The following is a 19,301-nucleotide window of genomic DNA, read 5'->3' on the forward strand; positions in this document are numbered from 1 at the left end:
GGATCACCGATATAACTCATGTGGTTCTGGAAATAAGCCCAACTCGGCTTGCAGCGTTTTCAGATAACACTCGGTAATTTCTGCCAATAGCGGATAAACCGGATACTCAAGCTGTGCATTTTTAACTAACTCAAGATAACGATATGCCCAAGGTAATAAATGCTCGGTGAGCAGCACTATTGCCGCTTCATCTTGTTGATGATTAGGTAATTGTTGATGTTCAAGTAAATGCACCAAGGCCAAGAGCATTAAGCCAAATTGATCTTCGGGTTCATGGATAGTGCTTTGACTTACCAGCCCTTGCCGGGAGAGAAATTCACGATATTGCAGTGTACTGCCTCCCATCAGAATATTTTCTTTATCCAGATAAACGGATCCCCAAGGGGGAGCGGGCATTTCGCCTTGCCCCTCAAATAGCACCGAGAAATCATATTCCAGTTGCTCTGGGGTAATATTCGGTATCTGCTGACAATAACCGGTAATTTTTGCAGCGTTTGTCCATGGAAAAATATCCGCCATGTGTGGCAACAATGGCCACAAACGCTGCACCGTCGCGGACTGTGGTGGGTAGTAAAAACACGCGCCCAGAATGCGTGGCAAGGTAGTGTCTAATAACGTCAACATGTTCTCTCTTTCGGCCCGGTTATTTAAGTTTTGATTAGCCGCCGCAAGTGGCGGCTAATTGGGTTTTAAAATCAACAGGTTAAATTACATTGGTACTTGCCAGAGATTATAAAAAGCGATGCGCCCTGCCAATTCACCGATCACCAGCGCTGATGCGCTGACTGCCAATGTGGCCCGAGGAATCCTGTCTTTCAATAATGCGGCAGCGGCGACAAAGATGCCCAACGTTAGTAGCAGAATTTGAATGCCCCAAAACAGCGCCTGCTGGCTGCTGAGTTCGGCTGAACTTTGCCCAAGAAAGCTTAAATAACCGGGTTTATTTACCAATGTTACAATAGCACCGATTAATACCGCCACAGCACCGAGTTGACGTGCGCCGGTGAGAATAGCGAAAGCGCCCCCCCCCACTAATACCGTCATCCACAACTGTAAAGAGGTGTACGACGTATCCCAGTTAGGTACGGTAGTCAGTTGATAAACTTGGGTAATTGACCAAGCGAAAGCCAGCCCAAAGATGACTGTCGCGACATTGCATAGTGTCGCCAGCCCTGTTTTTTTTACGATAACAGAGAAGAAGACCGTGCCGCAGGCCATGGCAACAAACAGACTACTGAGCAGAATTTCATTGCTCATGGGGGAGCGCCCCACGCCGAGCAACATATTCATGGCACGAAGCGGTTGTCCTACATGCAACGCACCGATGACCAAGCCGACCAGCATCAGAATCAGACCAATAATATTGGCTTGTTTGAGTTGCGGCTCGGTGGTCATGCCGAGTTTGTGACTCAACAGTGCTAAAGCAAACAACCCGACGGCTGTTTGCCCTAGCACGGTGAAAAATACCAAAGGTAATTCGTGCATTTTATACCTCCGCTGGATTTTGAATACTGCCTGATGTATCACCTGATGGTTTGGCATCACGATGGGCTTTTATCACCAGATTCGGGTGGGTGAGATGGGCAAGCGGCAAAGGTGCAATGGCATTTTCTTCGCCGTATTTATCTCTTAAGACGGTAATTTCATCGAAATCCAATGCGCGCTGTGGGCAAGACTCGACACAAACCGGTTTCTTCCCTTCTGCGATTCGCTGATAGCAGCCATCGCACTTGGTCATTAACTTCTTCTTGGCATCAAATTGCGGTGCGCCGTATGGGCAACGCATCTCGCAATAGCGGCAGCCAACGCAGAGATCCTGATTGACCACCACCAAACCGTCCTCTTCACGTTTGTGCATCGCGCCGGTAGGGCAGCCAGTGACACACGTCGGGGACGAACAATGGTTACACGCAATGGACAGATAGTAATTAAAGACATTCTGTACCCAGATATTGCCCTGTTGAGTCCAGCTACCACCGCCATACTCATACACTCGACGCAGTTTCGGCCCCAGTTCCAAGTTTTTCTCATCCTTGCAACTGATCTGACAGGTTTTACACCCCGTGCACTTAGTGGAGTCGACAAAAAATCCATATTGCTTCATTTTTCAACTCCTTATGCGCGTTTAACTTCAACGAGGTTAGTGTGTTGTGGATTGCCTTTCGCCAGTGGCGACGGGCGGAGTGTCGTCAAGGTATTGATACAGCCACCCACGTCAATGCCCTCTTTGTTGAGGTTGCGCCATGCTCCTTGCGGCACAGTGATCACGCCCGGTAACACGCGCTCGGTAATTTTGACGGCAATAAGGATTCGGCCTCGATCGTTAAAAATCTCAACCATATCGCCTTGTTGCAGACCACGAGCTTTTGCATCAATCGGGTTCATCCAGAACTGGTGTGGTACTGCCTCACGCAGCATTGCCACGTTGTAATAGGACGAGTGAGTGTGGCCTTTGATATGAAAACCGGTCATTTGAAGCGGATAGGTTTTCATGGTGTCGATATCACTAACCCCTTCAAATGTTGGGCAGTATTCAGCGACTGCTGTAATACGGTCACCCGGTGCCAGTTGCCACTCTTTTCCTAATGTCGCCAGTGCTTCTGAATAGATCTCAATTTTACCTGAGGGGGTTTTCAACGGGTTATTTAGCGGATCGTCGCGGAAACTTTTTAATGCGATATATTGGCTACTGTCGGCATAAATACGGTCAATAATGCCTTTATCATCGGTTTGCTCGAACGTCGGTAGCGCCGGGTTTTTCTCACGCATTTTGTTATAGCTAATTTCGATCCACTCTTGCTGGGTATGGCCTTCGGTAAAGGCGTCTCCAATCCCGCATTTAGTGGCAATCTCGGCCAAAACGTCATAAGAAGGGCGGCATTCCCACATCGGCTCGATAGCATTTTGTAGCCGTGTCACGTAGTGATAAGCCCCACTGGCATAAGAGTTATCAATCAAGTCATTTGATTCAACCGATGTGACGTCAGGTAAGAGTAAATCAGCGTATTTAGCGGAGTTTGTCATGTGGTTTTCCCACACTAAAATAAATTCGCATAGTGATTCATCTTGTAAAATTTGGTGAGTTTTATTTAAATCAGAATGTTGATTACCAATGACGTTGCTGGCGTAGTTCCACATAAACTTAATATTGGTATCAAGTTTATCTTTATTCTTCACATGGGCATTTTTAGCCGTCATCTCAGTACCGCGGAAGATAGCGTCAGTCCACATAAAGCAGGGGATGGCTGTTTTTACCGGATTAGGAATACTGAATCCCGGCACCGGGTATTTTACGTTTCCGCCCCAAGCGCCAGTATTGGTTCCTGCTCGACCGATATTTCCAGTCATTAGTGGCAACATCATAATTGAGCGTGCAGTCTGCTCACCATTGGCACTACGCTGAATACCCCAGCCTTGTGAAATCCAGGCTGCTCGAGCATTACCTAATTCGCGGGCGAGTTGGATAATACGCACGGGATCAATGCCGGTTATTTCGCTGGCCCATTCTGGCGTTTTTTCTACCCCATCAGCACCATGACCTAAAATGTAGTCTTTATAAGAACCATTGGCAGGAGCTGATGCGGGAAGTGTGGCAGCATCCCAACCGACACAATATTGTGCTAGAAAATCCTCATCGGTCAGGTTTTCTTTAATTAATACATAACCTAATGCAGCAACCAAGGCGGCATCAGTTCCGGGGAATATAGGGATCCACTCGGCATTGAAAGTGGTCACACTGTCGGTCATGCGTGGGTCGATAATAATGACCTTGGCTTTGCTTTTCCCTAGCGCGTGGACTGTTTCAATATATTGTCCACCACCTGACATTCGTGTTTCTGCCAAGTTATGGCCGAACATTACCACTAAATCTGAGTTTTTAATTTCATCCAGTAGCGTTTCCTCAGCACCGCCATAAATATACGGCATTACTGTATTGATTTGCGCTGTGGAGTAGGTGCCGTGTTGGTCTAAAAAACCGCCCAGTAAACTTAGCATTCTTTTACAGGCGTTGCGGCCTTGCAAATTAGCACCGGTAGAGCCAGAACCATATTGATAATAAATAGCTTCATTACCATGCTGTGCAATAGTTTTTTTCAGATTATCAGCCACAATAGTAGTGGCTTCATCCCAACTAATGCGTTTGAATTTACCTTCCCCACGTTTACCCACTCGTAACATGGGATATTTCACCCGGTCTGGGTTATATGTTTTCCATCTTACTGAGCGCCCCCGTAAACATGGGCGAATTTGATGCTCGCCAAATGTGGAATCATCATAAATAGCTTCATTAGCAATTTTAATAATTTCACCATTCTTGACATGCACTTTTAGCGGGCAGCGGCTACCACAGTTAACCAAGCATGCACTATATTTAATGGTTTCCTTTTCTGTTGATGTTGTCGCCTGTTCTGGCGCGGCTTGCACTGAGAAAGGAAGGGTGATTGAACCGGCGATTGCCGCAGCCCCGGTCACTGCGGCAGATGTTTGAATAAATTCACGGCGGCTTAGTGAGCCGGTGATAGGTCTTTTATTGTTATTCATCGACATTACCTTTGCGGAGGACATTTTTTTGAAAAAATAAAAAATTTTGGCGAAAATAAAATACAGAGTCGGACGATAGAATCTCACCTTATGAAATGTTTTGTTACTTGCATATGATATAAATCAATTAAGGCGGTATAACGAAAATATAGCGGTGATTTATGTACGTATGGCGCAAATCATTAATGACTTACTGCGAGATATTAACTATTCCCTATACATAAATTTAATATATTTATTGTTAGATAAGAGTAATAAAGAATCACTCTCAAATGAAAGGGTTGTATTATTGTTAATATAGCGTCTGTGTTTTTATTTAATTTAACTTAATTTTTTGAGAAAACTCTTAATATATTTGTTTTTTTATCTAGCAATTTTTCTTGTTGATATAAAATGAGTAGTTAGCTGTCTGAGTACCGTATTAATAATGGAGAAATGAGGCAAGAGGAGATCTCCATCACGATTTCTATCTCTCGTTGCTTGCGATACAGCATTAACATGCTAATTTATCCGTAGTTGGATTGTTACCGTCAATGGCGGGCAAAACCTGATTGAGTAGCTTGATAAATGCTGCTGAATCGGGTTTTTTTGTTTTCAGGGCTAACACATGCAGATTGCTAAAATACTTAATAATAATGTGGTTATTGTCCTTGATCAGCATGGTCAGGAACAGGTGATTATGGGCCGTGGTCTGGGCTTTCAAAAATCTCCCGGAGAGTCGCTGGATAACACATTGATAGAAAAAGTGTTTGCTTTGAAAGATAACGAAATGGTTTCGCGGTTGAGCGAGTTACTGAGCTGCATTCCATTGGAAGTGATGATTACTTGCGATTGCATTATTACGCTGGCAACTGCCAAGCTGGGTAAGTTGCAAGATAATCTCTATATCTCACTCACTGATCACTGTTTCTACGCAATTGAGCGGCATAAACAGGGCTTGGATATTACTAATGGGTTGCAGTGGGAGATTCGTCGATTGTATCCAAAAGAATTTGCTTTGGGGCGTGAAGCATTGCAAATCATTGAACAACGACTCGGTGTGCAGTTACGTGAAGATGAAGCCGGATTTATTGCACTGCATTTAGTGAATGCACAATTGAACGGTGAAATGCCGGAAGTGATGCAAGTAACGAAAGTTATGCAGGAAATTCTGCATATCGTGAAATACCAATTTAAGTTGGAATATGACGAGGATGGATTGAGTTATCACCGTTTTGTGACCCACCTGAAATTTTTTTCACAACGCATGCTGGGGCGTACAGGAGTCACCAGTGATGATGATTCTTTACATGATGCAGTAAAAGAGAATTATGCCAAAGCATACCGTTGTGCCGTTAAGATCCAACAGCATATGACATTGCAATATCAGCAGGATTTGAGCAAAGAAGAATTGATGTTTTTGACTATCCATATAGAAAGGGTTCGGCGGGAATGTTTTAACTTACCGGATTAATGCGTTAAAGAGAGAATGTTTTCCATAGGTTGCAGTGGGGGGATAACACTCAAATAGCCAAAAGGAAAAGAGGATTGTTACTGCCAACGGCAGGCAAAACCTGAAAGTGCTTGTATCGCCTCATTGCGGTACGAAGTGCATTCAGGTTTTTTTTTGCCCGAACTTAGCTAGCCAAATAAATTATAGCGCCATCGAAGGAAAATATTATGCAATACACAACGGTCGCCAGCGAAATCCTCGCCGGAGTTGGAGGCAAGAGTAATATCAACAGCGTAGTCCATTGCGCTACCCGTTTGCGCTTCAAACTCAAGGACACGTCGCGGGCAGATGCACAAGCGCTGAAAAATAATCCGGGCGTTATTATGGTCGTGGAGAGCGGTGGACAATTTCAGGTGGTTATCGGAAATCATGTCAGTGAGGTCTATCAGGCTTTATTGCAACAAGCCGATTTATCCGACACTGACAACAATAGTGATCAACCAAGCCAGCAAAAAGAGAATTTACTTAGCCATAGTATCGATATTATTTCGGGAATTTTTACTCCATTGCTCGGCATCATGGCCGCGTCGGGTATTCTTAAGGGCTTTTTGGCACTGAGCCTTGTGTGTGGTTGGCTGCAACCCACCAGTGGCAGTTATATGATTTTATTTGCTGCCAGCGACTCACTGTTTTATTTCTTCCCATTGGTATTAGGCTATACCGCGGGGAAAAAATTTGGCGGCAATCCCTTTATCACGATGGCAATAGGTGGGGCCTTGGTACACCCCATGATGATCGCTGCATTTAATGCCGCTGGGCAACCCGATGCTGCCACCATTTATTTCTTTGGCATTCCGGTCACTTTTATTAATTACACTTCATCTGTTATTCCCATCATATTAGCGGCTTGGGTCAGTTGCCGACTGGAAAAAGGATTCAACCGCGTTTTACACAGCAGTATTAAAAACTTCTTTACTCCTTTGCTGTGTCTGGCAATCACCGTCCCTGCGACCTTCTTGCTGATTGGCCCATTGGCGACGTGGCTGAGTCATTTATTAGCGGCGGGTTTCCAAATGATTTACTCCGCCGCACCACCTGTCGCGGGCGGCATACTGGCGGGGCTATGGCAGATTTGTGTCATCTTTGGCCTGCATTGGGGCTTGGTACCACTGATGATTAATAACCTGAGTGTTTTGGGTTATGACACCATGGCACCTCTGCTATTACCCGCGGTGATGGGGCAGGTCGGGGCTACGCTCGGTGTCTTTTTACGGACTCGTGACGCCAAAATGAAAGCCTTATCTGGTTCGGCATTTACCGCTGGGATATTCGGTATCACTGAACCTGCTGTTTATGGTGTGACGTTACCATCGAAAAAACCCTTTGTATTCGGCTGTATTGGTGGGGCAATAGGGGGTGTTATTGTCGGTTATAGCCAGACATATATCTATTCATTTGGCCTGGTCAATATTTTCTCTTTTGCCCAAATAATTCCCTCAGGCGGTATTGATGCCAGTGTCTGGGGCGCGGTTATTGGTACTCTAACCGCATTGGCTTTTGCCGCTGTCAGTACCTTCTTTTTTGGCCTGCCAGCTCCAGCTATCACAGTAGAAACTGATGATTTGTCTCAATCCGCATCCAAAACTGAGAACCACAACGGGTTAGGTGAAGTGGTGTTCAGCCCTATCCGTGGTGAATTATTGGCATTAGCCGATGTCAGCGATACCACTTTCGCGAGTGGTTTATTGGGGGCGGGGATCGCCATTATTCCACAGCATGGACGGGTAGTTTCGCCAGTCAATGGGGTCGTGGCCTCTCTGTTTAAAACCCATCATGCGATAGGTATTGAGTCTGATGCGGGGGCTGAAATTCTCATCCACGTAGGTATCGATACCGTCAAACTCGGTGGACAATATTTTACAGCCCATGTTAAGGCGGGTGATCGCGTTAACGCCGGAGACTTGTTGTTGGAGTTTGACTGTGCGGCCATTACTGCCGCTGGTTATGACCTAACAACACCAATCATTATCAGCAATAGTGAAGATTATCAGGATGTTCTGTGTACCAAAGGGACGTCTATTACTGAGCAAGCACCGTTATTAACCGTGATCCGTTAATTCAGATTCAGGAGAAAACTAATGAAATATGCATTTCCAGATAATTTCCTTTGGGGCGGTGCCATTGCGGCTAATCAGGTCGAAGGCGCATATCTAACAGATGGAAAAGGGCTGTCTACCTCTGATTTACAGCCATACGGTATTTTCGGTGACATTATTCCACGAGTCAGTGGTGACAGTTATGTCAAAGATGTGGCGATCGATTTTTATCATCGCTATCCGCAAGATATCGCGCTATTTGCAGAAATGGGATTTAAATGCCTGCGAATCTCTATTGCCTGGTCACGCATTTTCCCGCAAGGCGATGAGCAGCAACCGAATGAAGCAGGCCTGGCATTTTATGACCGATTATTCGATGAGATGGCGAAATATAATATTACGCCGCTGGTGACATTGTCCCATTATGAAATGCCTTACGGGCTGGTGAAGAATTATGGCGGTTGGGGCAATCGTAAAACGATAGGTTTTTTTGAGCATTATGCTCGCACGGTATTCCAGCGTTATCAGCATAAAGTAAAATTGTGGTTAACATTCAACGAGATCAATATGTCATTGCATGCCCCTTTCACAGGGGTAGGGTTAGAGCAGCCAAGCAGTAAAAGTGAGATCTATCAGGCGATTCACCACCAGTTGGTCGCCAGTGCTAAAGCGGTTGCGGCATTACACCAAATCATTCCTGATGGCCGTATCGGTAATATGTTATTGGGCGGTTTGATGTACCCGTTAACCTGTAAACCTGCCGATGTTCTGGAAACACTACAACAGAACCGTGAATGGTTATTCTTTGGTGATGTACAGGTGCGTGGCTATTATCCATCTTATATGGCGCGCTATTTTAAACAGCACGGGATTAGCATTGAAATAACCGCTGAAGATAAGGTGGCATTAAAAGAAACGGTCGATTTTATTTCTTTCAGCTATTACATGAGTGGCTGCGTGACTGCTGACGAAGAATTAAATCGTAAGGCCAGAGGCAATATTCTTAGCATGGTACAAAATCCGCATCTTGCCAGTTCTGAATGGGGATGGCAGATCGATCCCGATGGGCTGCGCATTTTACTCAATGAGTTGTGGGATCGTTATCAAAAGCCACTGTTTATTGTTGAGAATGGACTGGGGGCGAAAGATAAACCTGATGCCAATGGCAATATTGAAGATGATTACCGTATCGAATATCTCAATGATCATCTGGTTCAGGTGAGCGAGGCCATCGAGGATGGTGTTGAGATCATGGGGTATACCAGTTGGGGGCCGATTGATCTGGTCAGTGCTTCAAAAGCGGAGTTATCCAAGCGTTATGGCTTTATTTATGTCGATCGCGATGACAACGGTAATGGCACATTAGAGCGTCGCCGTAAGAAGAGCTTCTATTGGTATCGCGATGTCATCCAGAGTAATGGAGAAAAACTGAAACGTTAATTCAGTGATATTTAATGTTGTATAGCGCACCTATTTTATATCGGGTGCGCTAATTATTCTAAAAGGGAAAAAAATGAAACCAATTATATATCTGACTCGTCAGATAAATTCTGCTGCATTTTATTTACTGACCTCGACAATTCTATTCTCGTCATCAGCGTTCAGCGATGGTTTAACCGGCAGTGGTGAATATAGCGAACCACCAACACCAGAGTGGCAAGGAATAGCGTTAGGCTTTGAACCGCCGCAAGAGGGGTTATTGGGGGATATGTTAGGTATTCGACCTATTTTATCGGAGCACGGTTTTAATTACTCACTCGGTTATTTGAGTCAATTATCCTATAACGCAGGTGGTGGTTATAATCATGACAAACAAGCTTCTTATATTGATCAATTTTCATTAACCTTTCAACAAAACCTTGAATTATATACAGGCATCCCAGATGCAGTTATTGAAGGGAATATTGCTAATCGGAATCATGATAACAACCTGACACGTGATCGATTACAAGACCCCCGTGTCAACATTACGGATTTATCGCAGGAAAGTTTTGGCGGCCAGTCAATTACTCGTTTGGGATGGCTAACCTTCGCCCGTAGTTTCGCTGATCAAAAATTGCATTGGCGAATTGGTTTAATGAATAAAGTACAGGATTTTGACCAAATCATTCCCTGTGATTTTCAGACATTAGGATTATGTGGTGGTAAATCAGCAAACTCACTGACTTGGTTTAACTGGAATGTTCACTATTGGGGGACCACGCTGCAATATAAACTTACTGATGACCTCACCTTAAAAACTGGGGTCATGGAGCAAAATCCAGAAGCACCAAGCCGTGGCAGAGCGTGGAGTTGGTCAACCAAAGGCAGTAAAGGCCTATTATTGCCATTGGAATTGGAGTTAAAAACTCATGCCGTGGCGGGCCTGCCCGGTATTTATAACTTGGGGCTTTTATACACCAATGCGGAACAACGCGATCTTTATACTGGAGTCTCCGGCGCACCCGGTGCTACTGATCCCGGTGGTTATCGCTACCACAATGATACTTGGTTCTTCTACGGCGGATTTAATCAGCAGGTCACAAAACATCAAGACGATGCCAGCCGCGGCTTAAGTGTGTTCTACAGTATGTCCTTGGCTGATCAGCGGACGAATTACATGCATTATGCCGCCGCTACCGGTATTCGTTATCGTGGCCTATTTGATAGCCGACCACAGGACTGGTTAGGGCTGGGTGTTTCAATGGTGAAACTCAGTGATCATTATAAAGATAATCAACGCTATCATAATCAAATCAATAATATCTCTGACTATGCGAATCCACGTTATTCCCCCGTACCGGGCCATTCCATTACCGCAGAACTTTATTATCGTTTCCGTGTAACGTCATGGTTGGAATTGCAGCCTGATTTACAATACTGGCACTCGCCAGCGGGCGTCAGTCAGACACAAGATGCTTGGGTTACAGGATTAAAAACTGTGATTACATTCTAAATCGCCAAGCTTTGCGGGTAAATCGTGAAAATGTGGTGCTTTAACCGGCGCCACGTAAGCTGCTACTCTATGGTGTACCGAATCATCTTTACCGTATTTATACGCAGGGAATCCGCGCGATGTGGAATATTAAAAACCGCTTTGAGCGCCATAATCTCTTTGGCGAGAAAAATATTCATGCTGTTTTTGAAGTCAGTTTGCTGCTGAAAGCCTTTTTGGCTGTCATGGAGATTCTGTCCGGCATTTTAACCTTTTTTATCACTCCGCAGTTTTTACTTAATTTATTACATCGCATTACACAGGTTGAATTTATTGAAGGTCGTGGTGATGTCGTTGCCAATTATTTGTTGCATGCAGCACAAAGCCTTTCTATTAGCAGCTTGCATTTTGCTGCCTTTTATTTGCTCATTCACGGGGTGGTTAAGCTGTGGGTCATCATTGGCTTGTGGCGTAAAAAACTGGGTTATTATCCGGCGGCCATTGTGATTTTCAGCTTATTTATTGTCTATCAACTATACCGCTATACCTTTACCCATTCAGTACTATTAATCTTGATTACCTTACTGGACTTGGTGGTGATTGTATTGACGATACTGGAATATCGGCAGCTACGTCTTGAGCACAAAGGCCCCCAAATAAGACCTTTGTGATGTTAATTAAATAGTGGGTTAGCGGCGGGTGATGCCTTCATAAATTAAGCGCAATCCAAAGGCCCCGACCGCGATACCGATAATGCCACTGAGTAGGTGCTGAACCTTTCCATAAGCTCGGCGTACTTTGGGGCGCGAGAACGCCATACTGAGTAATGACCGCCACAGAACCGAAGCGAGCACGATGCCAAGCCAGGCAACCACTTTAGCCCATACGGGGGTGGTGGGAGTGAGGGTGACGGAGAAAATACTGATAAAAAATAATACAGTTTGTGGATTAGATAAATCAGTCAGCAGACCGCGGCGGAAGAAAACATACCAAGGGGTCCTTGTTGTAGTGGTGACCGCCTCGATACCCATATGGAGTTCTTGCCGATGCCGCACCATATTGTAGGCATACCAAAGCAGATATAAGCCGCCCCCGATTTTAATGGTCGAGAATAGCATGCCACCTTCTGCAATTAGCGCTGCCATACCAAATAGCCCCAACCCCGAATAAATGGCATCGCCTAACGCCACACCTAACCCCGTCATTAACCCGGCATTTTTACCTGAACTGAGGCTTGTCTGCACCACAACCAGTAGATTGGCTCCAGGGTTAATAAAGGTGAGCACAAATAGCCCGACGGTCACTATGATGACATGTGTTTCATCCATTGGATGCGGCTCCGTAATTCATGATTTCAGCAGCATAATGCAATCTGTGTCGACAAACAGAGCTAATGCCTCAATTTTTATAAAGAACCCGCGGCAACACTGCATTTTCCTGTTTGTGCTAATCTGACAATGCCTTAACATGGCTATCACTTTTTGCATGATTTATGGGTATTTGATGCGTCACTTGGCTGTTATTCTCCCTTTATTCACTTTGCTCTGCGCCTGTAGCAGCAAGCCGACGCCTCCTGCTGCTGCTACACCGTCAGATAACCTGACGCAGAGTGGTTTTTTGCTGGAGCCGCAACATGTAGGCCATCTGGAAAATGGCGATTTTGCTTATAATGCAGACACCGCCCGTTTTGTTGACAAAATGGTGCGCGAACACGGTTTTGAACGCCAGCAATTGCATGATGTATTGGCTCAAACTAAAAAGTTGGACTGGGTTATCCGTTTGATGGATAAGCAAGCACCCACGTCAGGCCGTCCTTCCGGACCAAATGGGGCTTGGAACCGTTATCGCAGCAAATTCATTACCCCGGATAATGTGCAGAATGGCGTCAATTTCTGGAATCAATATGAAGATGCGCTGCAACGCGCCTATGAGATATATGGGGTGCCACCAGAAATTATCGTCGGAATCATCGGGGTTGAGACCCGCTGGGGTAGGGTGATGGGCAAGACCCGCATTATTGATGCGCTGGCGACACTCTCCTTTGCTTATCCGCGCCGTGCCGAATACTTTACTGGTGAGTTGGAAACCTTCCTGCTAATGGCGCGGGCTGAGGGTAATGATCCGCTCAGTTTGCAAGGTTCTTATGCTGGTGCGATGGGTTATGGTCAGTTTATGCCCTCATCGTTTAAGAGCTATGCAGTTGATTTTAATGGTAACGGACACATCAATTTGTGGGACCCGGTAGATGCCATCGGCAGTGTGGCCAATTACTTTAAATCTCATGGTTGGACGAAGGGGGCGACAGTCGCAATACCTGCAAACGGACAAGCGCCCAATCTTGATAATGGCTTTAAAACCAAATATCCCGTCTCAACGCTGGCAGCAGCAGGGTTAAACCCAACAAGTTCACTGGGTGAATATCAAGAGGCCAGTTTATTACGCCTTGATGTCGGTAGTGGTTATCAATATTGGTATGGTTTACCAAACTTCTACACCATTACCCGCTATAACCACAGCACCCACTACGCAATGGCCGTTTGGCAGTTGGGAGAGGCGGTGGGCCGAGCAAGAAATCTATAGGGTATTGGGCCAATCACACTTGGTTCTTTGAACCATATAAAAATGGCCACTCTGAGTGGCCATTTTTGCTGCAACATTCTTCATCACATGAGATGGGAAATATCATCCGGATGAACTGAAGGCGGTGATTTACGCCAACCGCGGGTCAGCCAGAGCAGATAGATAAAGCCTGCGAGCAACCACAGCAAGCCTACCTCAAGCGCGCGTTGTTCAAGATGAACCCACAGCCATACCGACATCACAAAACCCATCATCGGTAGCAGCCCATATTTGAACATTGCACTAGCACCGCGACGTTTCTCATTGATAATAAAATGTTTTACCACACTTAAATTCACAAAAGTGAATGCACCAAGTGCACCAAAACTGATCATCGACACCACCAAGTTCAGGTCAAGGAACAGGGCTAGCAATGAGATAGTCGCCACGAACAAAATTGCCCGCCAAGGTGTGTGGAACTTACGATGCAGATGGAAGAACACTTTACGTGGTAATACGCCTTCGCGCCCCATGGCATAGAAGATGCGTGACACACTGGTTTGCGCGGTCATTGCCGAGGCATAAACACCGGTCAGATAAGTGGCCATAAAGAAGTTATACATCCACTTACCGCCGACGTGCTCGGAGATAATCAGGCTGGCGGTATCTTGATGAGGAATGAGCGATTTCCAGTCGGGGTAAGCCAAATGCGCGGCATAAGAAACGGCGATAAAAATAGCCCCAGCACTTATTACGGTAAACAAAATGGCACGTGGCAGAGTGCGTTTAGCGTCATGAGCTTCTTCTGCCATTGTGGCGATAGCATCAAAGCCGAGGAAGGCCAAACACAGAACGGCGGCACCGGAGAGTAAGCCTGAGAAGTCGCCGGCATCCACCAGCAATGGCTTCATTAATGCCGCCGGGCTTAAATCGGCCTGACTGAAAGAAAGCGCGATAAATAAGACGATAAAGACCATTTGAGCAGCAATCAGTGAGAAATTCACTGAAGTGAGCAAACGCACGCCAAGAATATTTAACAGACTGACACTGACGATAGACGCAATAATAAAGACCGGCGCGGGAATGGCCGGAAACGCCTCGTGCAAGAAAATGCCTAAAACCAAATAATTAAGGATTGGTAGGAACAGATAATCCAAAATTTGAGCCCAACCCACCAGAAAACCGGTTTTCCCACCAAAACTGCGCTGCACATAAGAGTAAGCAGAACCTGATAGCGGCATGGCGCTGGTCATCCGACAATAACTGAGGGCAGTAAACAGAATGGTGGCAACCGTGACCAGATAGGCAATAGGTAAATGCCCCTGACTTAATACGGTCACCTGTCCGTAGGTGGTGAATACGCCTAAAGGCACCATGTAGGCAAGCCCGAAAGCGACGAGCGCCGGGGTTTTAAGCACTCTGCGCAGCTGAATATTTTGTGGCATTACCCTATCATCTCCTGGTGTAAACAAGCACCGTTACGCTGCATTTTTATGCAGCTGTAAAACACAAAGGAGCGGATTTTGCCACAAGGGTAGCGGTAACGCCAATGACTTCCTTCTGGCCTGACTTTGCAACACTGATTTTACTGGCCCACTGAGATAAGTCAGTGAGCCAGAACAGGATTATTTTGCGGTTATTAGCCTTGATAAACCACGTTACCGCCGATCAGTGTGGATTCCACTTGAGTTTGGTAAATCGTTTCTGGCGACTGCTCAAATAGGTTATTTTTCAAAATGATAATATCGGCAAATTTACCCGCTTCCAGAGAACCAATATATTGCTCTTTGGCTATCATATAGGCGGCATCAATAGTGGCCGAACGCAGTGTCTCAATCAAGGTCAAATCCCGGTCATTATCCAGCCGTGGGCCTGCGGGACTTCCGTCCAGACCCCATGCGCGGCGGGTCATACCCACTTGCAAGTTGTACCATTCATCTAAGCGGTCAATGGGCCAGTCACTGCCATAAGCGATTCGCGCCCCTGCATCCAGAAAACGAGCTGCCGGCTCCATATGCTGGAAGCGGGTTTCGCCCAACATTTCACGCTCTTCATCAATGAGAACGCCCGGCAAACCGCCCCATTGGAAAGAAAGCACTGCCGTGGCCCCCAGTTTGGCAAACCGGTCATATTGGTGAGCAGCAACCAGCTCGTTATGCGCTAACCCTGGGCGAATATCTTTACCCGGCATAGCGGCCCGCATCTGTTCTACTGCATCTAATACCATTTCGATAGCCCCATCACCCACCGTGTGAGTATGAGGATGAAGGCCCGCCCGTGCGCACTCCAGAATCACAGCATTGACCACCGGTGCAGTAAAGTAGAGATCACCATAATGATCAGTATCTTGCCAATCGGGTTTGTCTGGTGTGCCTCGGTTGGCACGATAAGGCTCCAGTAGCGCAGCGGTCATCGTTGGGGGTTGTAGCACACCATCGATAAACAGCTTCAGGTGGTCAACGGCAAAACCCGGTGCCGGCGTCCATTCTTCACTGCCCCATTGGCGACCAAATTCCACCACTTCTTGCACCACCCGCGCGGCATCTTCTGGCCCCTGCAAACTGTCGGGTGTCACTTCTTTGGCGCCTAGCACCCGCAGCGTTAACTCATCGCGCTCATACAGACGGCGGAAAGCCAGCAATTGCTCGGCAAATACGCGCGTATCCATCACGGTGGTGACACCCTGAGCATTCAGCACTTGCTGCACATGGGCGGCAATTTGCACATTCTTTTCCGGTGTCGCGGACGGGATGCTGTCGAAAGCACGCATGGCGGGTGCATCTTCCAAAATGCCGGTGAGTTTGCCTTGCGCATCACGGGCAATTTTGCCATCTGGTGGGACGGGCGTGTTTTCATCGATCCCCAGTAATTCAAGGGCGCGACTGTTAGCCGCCAGCGTATGGCAGTCATTAGAGAATAGGGCGATCGGGCGGCGGGTATTGAGCGAGTCCAGTGCGCTGCGGCTCATATCGGCACCAACCGGCGTCATAGCTTGACGTTGCCAAGCGCGGACGGTTAGCCAGTCATTTTCACCCTCAAATGGGTCGTTATCAAGATGCTTCTGGATGATATCCAGAGTCTGCTCAACACTTAGCGCGGCATAATTGAGGTTGCAACCGATCAGTTGTTTCCCGCCCCAAAATGGGTGCATATGGCTGTCGATAAGGCCGGGCATCATAAATTTGCCCTCTAAATCGATAAGACGAGTCTTTGGGGAAGCAAACTGCTGGGTGAGTTCATCACCGCCGGTGGCCAGAATATAGCCCTGACCTATGGCGATAGCGCTGCAAACTTGGTTATTCGCATCTGCCGTGTAAATCGTGCCGTTGTAGTAGATAACATCGGCGACAGTAGAGTGTTGAGTCATAATCGGCTCTCAAAAGAAAATATCCCCGTTACAGCATCGATAAATTGATGGGGATGATAGGTGACAAATTGCCATTATAGCCTGTATCTCCAGCAAAAGCCGTTAGCGTGAGATAGTGGTAAAAATGGGGGTTAGATGGAGGATTTATTGAGTAACTCGGTTTCCATCATCGCAGCGATATGGCGCAGTATCTCGGTTTCCGAGAAGCCGAGTTCGGTAAATTGGGTTAGCCCATCCAGACCACAGACCAGCCCAATCAAGCGCCACGCAATATCACTGGCGTTGATATTTGAGCGGAATTCATTATTGATAATCCCTGCGTGTATCACTTCTACAGTTGCTTGATGCCAGTCCGACATTGAGGCCGCATAAGCCTCTTTAATCAGTTCATCCCGTTCAGCCAATATGGAGGCTTCATTCCACAGCCGGGTTTCCCGCTGACAGATTTCATCTTGCGGATAACCAAGCACCTGTAACATGCGCTCATGAGCAGGTAAGCCTTGGCTGTTTAGCACAAAAGATGCCAGTGAGTGCTTAACTAACAAGAGAAAAGCATCTGCCCGTAGCCGCGAAACAGATGAAAAGTGATGATGAACTTGCCCAACAGCAACGCCTGCTTCACTGGCCACTCGCCGCACGGTAGTCGCAGTCATCCCCTCGGTAATCGCAACCCGCATCGCTGCTTGCAAAATGGTGTCATGCCGCTCTTCACGGTTTAAATAGGCCAAAGCGGCTCCTTTATCTGACTTATTAGCATTTTCGCCATTATGTGGTGAATTGGACGCCAGTTCAACTTTCCGCTACTATTGCCGTGTTGAACATGTGTTCAACATTAATTTATGCCCAATTTGAGCGTGTTTGTATGTCTAAAAAGTGGATGATTTTCTACGTTATTATTCTGATGTATCTCCCTGTTTCTATTGATGCAACGGTACTCCATGTCGCGGCTCCCCGGCTGGGGATTGCTCTGTCTGCCACAGGCAGCGAGTTGTTGTGGATCATCGATATATACTCATTAGTGATGGCGTGCTTATTACTGCCAATGGGCGCACTGGGAGATCGCATTGGTTTTAAACGGCTGGCCTTGTTGGGATCAATACTATTTGGGTTGGCATCACTGGCGGCAGCATTGGCACCTTCGGTGGCGGTATTGATCGCCGCGCGCGCTTTCTTAGCGGTGGGGGCGGCGATGATCCTGCCGGCAACTTTATCGGCAGTGCGCCATATTTTTACGGATGAACGTGAACGCGCCATGGCCTTGGGCATTTGGGTTGCTATCGGCACCGTAGGTGCGGCGATGGGGCCGTTGGTCGGTGGATTATTAATGGAATATTTCTATTGGGGATCGGTATTCCTGATCAATATTCCCATTATTATCGCCGTGGTGATTGCAACGCTGCTGGTCATTCCTGATCAACCGATACGCACTGAACAGACTTGGAAATTAGCTCCAGCATTGGTCTTGATTACGGCCATTTTGCTGCTGGTCTATGCCGCCAAAGCCGGGCTGCGAGGGGGAAGTGACCCTATAACGACCTCGCTGACAGCCATCGTGGGGGGGGGGATGTTATTTGCATTTGTTCGTCACCAATTATCCACATCTGCCCCAATGATTGATTTTCGTTTGATAAGCCAGCGAGTTATTGCAGTCGGTATGGTCATGGCAATGACGGCGATGATCACGCTGGTGGGATTTGAATTACTTCTGACCCAAGAATTACAGTTTGTTCTAGGCAAAAGCCCGCTCGAAGCCGGTATATTTTTGCTGCCATTAATGATTGCCAGTGGCGTGAGTGGGCCGCTTTCTGGCTGGTTGGTGGCCAAGTTAGGGTTACGCACGGTGGCAAGTGCAGGTATTGCATTGAGTTCATTAAGTTTTCTAGGATTAGCTTGGACAGATTTTGCCACGCAGATCTATCAGGCATGGGGCTGGATGATATTGTTGGGCTTCAGCATAGAGGCTTCTTTATTGGCCTCTACTGCGGCAATTATGAGCGCGGCCCCACCTGAAAAAGCAGGCGCGGCAGGGGCGGTCGAAGGCATGGCTTATGAGCTGGGTGCAGGATTGGGAGTGGCTATCTTTGGTTTGATGCTATCGCGGGCTTATACCGCTTCTATTGTGTTACCGGAGGATTTACCCACCAGTTTGACTGAGCAAGCCAGCGCTTCTATTAGCGAAACTATTCAGGTGATTAATCATCTTGGTGGATATGATGCTTTGCTCACCAGTGCCAAACTCGCGTTTTCCGCCTCACACAGTTTGGTATTAGGCACCGCCAGTGCACTATTAATCTTGCTCGCTATTGTTGTTTGGTTCTCAATGCCGAGGAAAAAAGTATCGCAATGGGTAAAAATCAACGGAGATAATGCCAACAATAAGCTGCTTTAGCG

15 protein-coding genes are annotated in these 19,301 nt (G+C 46.8%); 7 read left to right on the top strand and 8 right to left on the bottom strand.

Annotated elements, in window-relative coordinates:
- Positions 1–3: 3 nt before the first annotated feature.
- The 4 genes from ACIOG0_RS06330 to ACIOG0_RS06345 form a co-directional block, all read right to left on the bottom strand.
- Positions 4–624, bottom strand: coding sequence for a molecular chaperone (locus ACIOG0_RS06330; RefSeq protein WP_128451904.1), 621 nt, complete (start codon positions 622–624; stop codon positions 4–6).
- Positions 625–708: 84 nt separating this feature from the next.
- Positions 709–1,485 carry a DmsC/YnfH family molybdoenzyme membrane anchor subunit gene (locus ACIOG0_RS06335; protein WP_050101477.1) on the bottom strand — a complete coding sequence of 259 codons (777 nt, stop codon included), beginning with the start codon at positions 1,483–1,485 and terminating at the stop codon, positions 709–711.
- Position 1,486: 1 nt separating this feature from the next.
- Entirely contained in the window at positions 1,487–2,104 is a 618-nt protein-coding gene (locus tag ACIOG0_RS06340; protein WP_128451906.1) for a DMSO/selenate family reductase complex B subunit, read from the bottom strand.
- Between the two features lie 11 nt (positions 2,105–2,115).
- A complete protein-coding gene (locus ACIOG0_RS06345; RefSeq protein ID WP_050140319.1) occupies positions 2,116–4,542 on the bottom strand; it encodes a DmsA/YnfE/YnfF family dimethyl sulfoxide reductase in 2,427 nt (808 codons plus the stop codon).
- Between the two features lie 607 nt (positions 4,543–5,149).
- On the opposite strand from ACIOG0_RS06345, the gene licT reads away from it, so the two are divergent.
- The 5 genes from licT to ACIOG0_RS06370 all read left to right on the top strand — a co-directional run bounded on the left by licT (position 5,150) and on the right by ACIOG0_RS06370 (position 11,655).
- Entirely contained in the window at positions 5,150–5,995 is an 846-nt protein-coding gene (licT, locus tag ACIOG0_RS06350) for a BglG family transcription antiterminator LicT (RefSeq protein WP_050101479.1), read from the top strand.
- A gap of 206 nt (positions 5,996–6,201) precedes the next feature.
- On the top strand, positions 6,202–8,091 hold the full coding sequence (bglF, locus tag ACIOG0_RS06355) for a PTS beta-glucoside transporter subunit IIABC (RefSeq protein ID WP_050101480.1): 1,890 nt from the start codon (positions 6,202–6,204) through the stop codon (positions 8,089–8,091).
- Positions 8,092–8,112: 21 nt separating this feature from the next.
- Complete coding sequence (locus ACIOG0_RS06360) at positions 8,113–9,510, top strand: glycoside hydrolase family 1 protein (RefSeq protein ID WP_050101481.1); 1,398 nt, start codon at positions 8,113–8,115, stop codon at positions 9,508–9,510.
- A gap of 73 nt (positions 9,511–9,583) precedes the next feature.
- On the top strand, positions 9,584–11,005 hold the full coding sequence (locus ACIOG0_RS06365; protein WP_128451889.1) for a carbohydrate porin: 1,422 nt from the start codon (positions 9,584–9,586) through the stop codon (positions 11,003–11,005).
- A gap of 119 nt (positions 11,006–11,124) precedes the next feature.
- Positions 11,125–11,655, top strand: a complete 531-nt coding sequence (locus ACIOG0_RS06370) for a DUF2127 domain-containing protein (RefSeq protein WP_050101483.1) — start codon at positions 11,125–11,127, stop codon at positions 11,653–11,655.
- A gap of 18 nt (positions 11,656–11,673) precedes the next feature.
- On the opposite strand, the gene ACIOG0_RS06375 is transcribed toward ACIOG0_RS06370, so the two are convergent.
- A complete protein-coding gene (locus ACIOG0_RS06375; protein WP_050101484.1) occupies positions 11,674–12,312 on the bottom strand; it encodes a LysE family transporter in 639 nt (212 codons plus the stop codon).
- Positions 12,313–12,487: 175 nt separating this feature from the next.
- Between ACIOG0_RS06375 and mltB the strand changes: the two genes are divergently transcribed.
- Positions 12,488–13,564 (top strand): lytic murein transglycosylase B, encoded by a 1,077-nt coding sequence (gene mltB, locus ACIOG0_RS06380; protein ID WP_050140322.1) that lies wholly within the window; start codon positions 12,488–12,490, stop codon positions 13,562–13,564.
- 83 nt (positions 13,565–13,647) lie between these two features.
- Here mltB and ACIOG0_RS06385 read toward each other — a convergent pair whose 3' ends face one another.
- From ACIOG0_RS06385 to ACIOG0_RS06395, 3 genes are all read right to left on the bottom strand, one after another.
- Positions 13,648–14,988 carry an APC family permease gene (locus ACIOG0_RS06385; protein ID WP_050296384.1) on the bottom strand — a complete coding sequence of 447 codons (1,341 nt, stop codon included), beginning with the start codon at positions 14,986–14,988 and terminating at the stop codon, positions 13,648–13,650.
- A gap of 194 nt (positions 14,989–15,182) precedes the next feature.
- Positions 15,183–16,910 carry an amidohydrolase gene (locus ACIOG0_RS06390; protein WP_128451888.1) on the bottom strand — a complete coding sequence of 576 codons (1,728 nt, stop codon included), beginning with the start codon at positions 16,908–16,910 and terminating at the stop codon, positions 15,183–15,185.
- Between the two features lie 131 nt (positions 16,911–17,041).
- Positions 17,042–17,638 (bottom strand): TetR family transcriptional regulator, encoded by a 597-nt coding sequence (locus ACIOG0_RS06395; RefSeq protein WP_128451887.1) that lies wholly within the window; start codon positions 17,636–17,638, stop codon positions 17,042–17,044.
- Between the two features lie 134 nt (positions 17,639–17,772).
- Between ACIOG0_RS06395 and ACIOG0_RS06400 the strand changes: the two genes are divergently transcribed.
- Positions 17,773–19,299 carry an MFS transporter gene (locus tag ACIOG0_RS06400; protein WP_072086767.1) on the top strand — a complete coding sequence of 509 codons (1,527 nt, stop codon included), beginning with the start codon at positions 17,773–17,775 and terminating at the stop codon, positions 19,297–19,299.
- The last annotated feature ends 2 nt before the right edge of the window (positions 19,300–19,301 follow it).

Origin of the sequence: Yersinia vastinensis, from assembly GCF_044905075.1 — a bacterium.
GTDB classification, from domain to species: Bacteria; Pseudomonadota; Gammaproteobacteria; order Enterobacterales; family Enterobacteriaceae; genus Yersinia; species Yersinia vastinensis.

Bases quoted from the DNA above. Each gene is read 5' to 3' on its own strand.
- ACIOG0_RS06345 (WP_050140319.1), bottom strand. From the start codon at position 4,542: ATGAATAACAATAAAAGACCTATCACCGGCTCACTAAGCCGCCGTGAA.
- ACIOG0_RS06400 (WP_072086767.1), top strand. From the start codon at position 17,773: ATGTCTAAAAAGTGGATGATTTTCTACGTTATTATTCTGATGTATCTC.
- ACIOG0_RS06385 (WP_050296384.1), bottom strand. From the start codon at position 14,988: ATGCCACAAAATATTCAGCTGCGCAGAGTGCTTAAAACCCCGGCGCTC.
- ACIOG0_RS06370 (WP_050101483.1), top strand. From the start codon at position 11,125: ATGTGGAATATTAAAAACCGCTTTGAGCGCCATAATCTCTTTGGCGAG.
- ACIOG0_RS06335 (WP_050101477.1), bottom strand. From the start codon at position 1,485: ATGCACGAATTACCTTTGGTATTTTTCACCGTGCTAGGGCAAACAGCC.
- licT (WP_050101479.1), top strand. From the start codon at position 5,150: ATGCAGATTGCTAAAATACTTAATAATAATGTGGTTATTGTCCTTGAT.
- ACIOG0_RS06330 (WP_128451904.1), bottom strand. From the start codon at position 624: ATGTTGACGTTATTAGACACTACCTTGCCACGCATTCTGGGCGCGTGT.
- ACIOG0_RS06375 (WP_050101484.1), bottom strand. From the start codon at position 12,312: ATGGATGAAACACATGTCATCATAGTGACCGTCGGGCTATTTGTGCTC.
- bglF (WP_050101480.1), top strand. From the start codon at position 6,202: ATGCAATACACAACGGTCGCCAGCGAAATCCTCGCCGGAGTTGGAGGC.
- ACIOG0_RS06340 (WP_128451906.1), bottom strand. From the start codon at position 2,104: ATGAAGCAATATGGATTTTTTGTCGACTCCACTAAGTGCACGGGGTGT.
- mltB (WP_050140322.1), top strand. From the start codon at position 12,488: ATGCGTCACTTGGCTGTTATTCTCCCTTTATTCACTTTGCTCTGCGCC.
- ACIOG0_RS06360 (WP_050101481.1), top strand. From the start codon at position 8,113: ATGAAATATGCATTTCCAGATAATTTCCTTTGGGGCGGTGCCATTGCG.
- ACIOG0_RS06365 (WP_128451889.1), top strand. From the start codon at position 9,584: ATGAAACCAATTATATATCTGACTCGTCAGATAAATTCTGCTGCATTT.
- ACIOG0_RS06390 (WP_128451888.1), bottom strand. From the start codon at position 16,910: ATGACTCAACACTCTACTGTCGCCGATGTTATCTACTACAACGGCACG.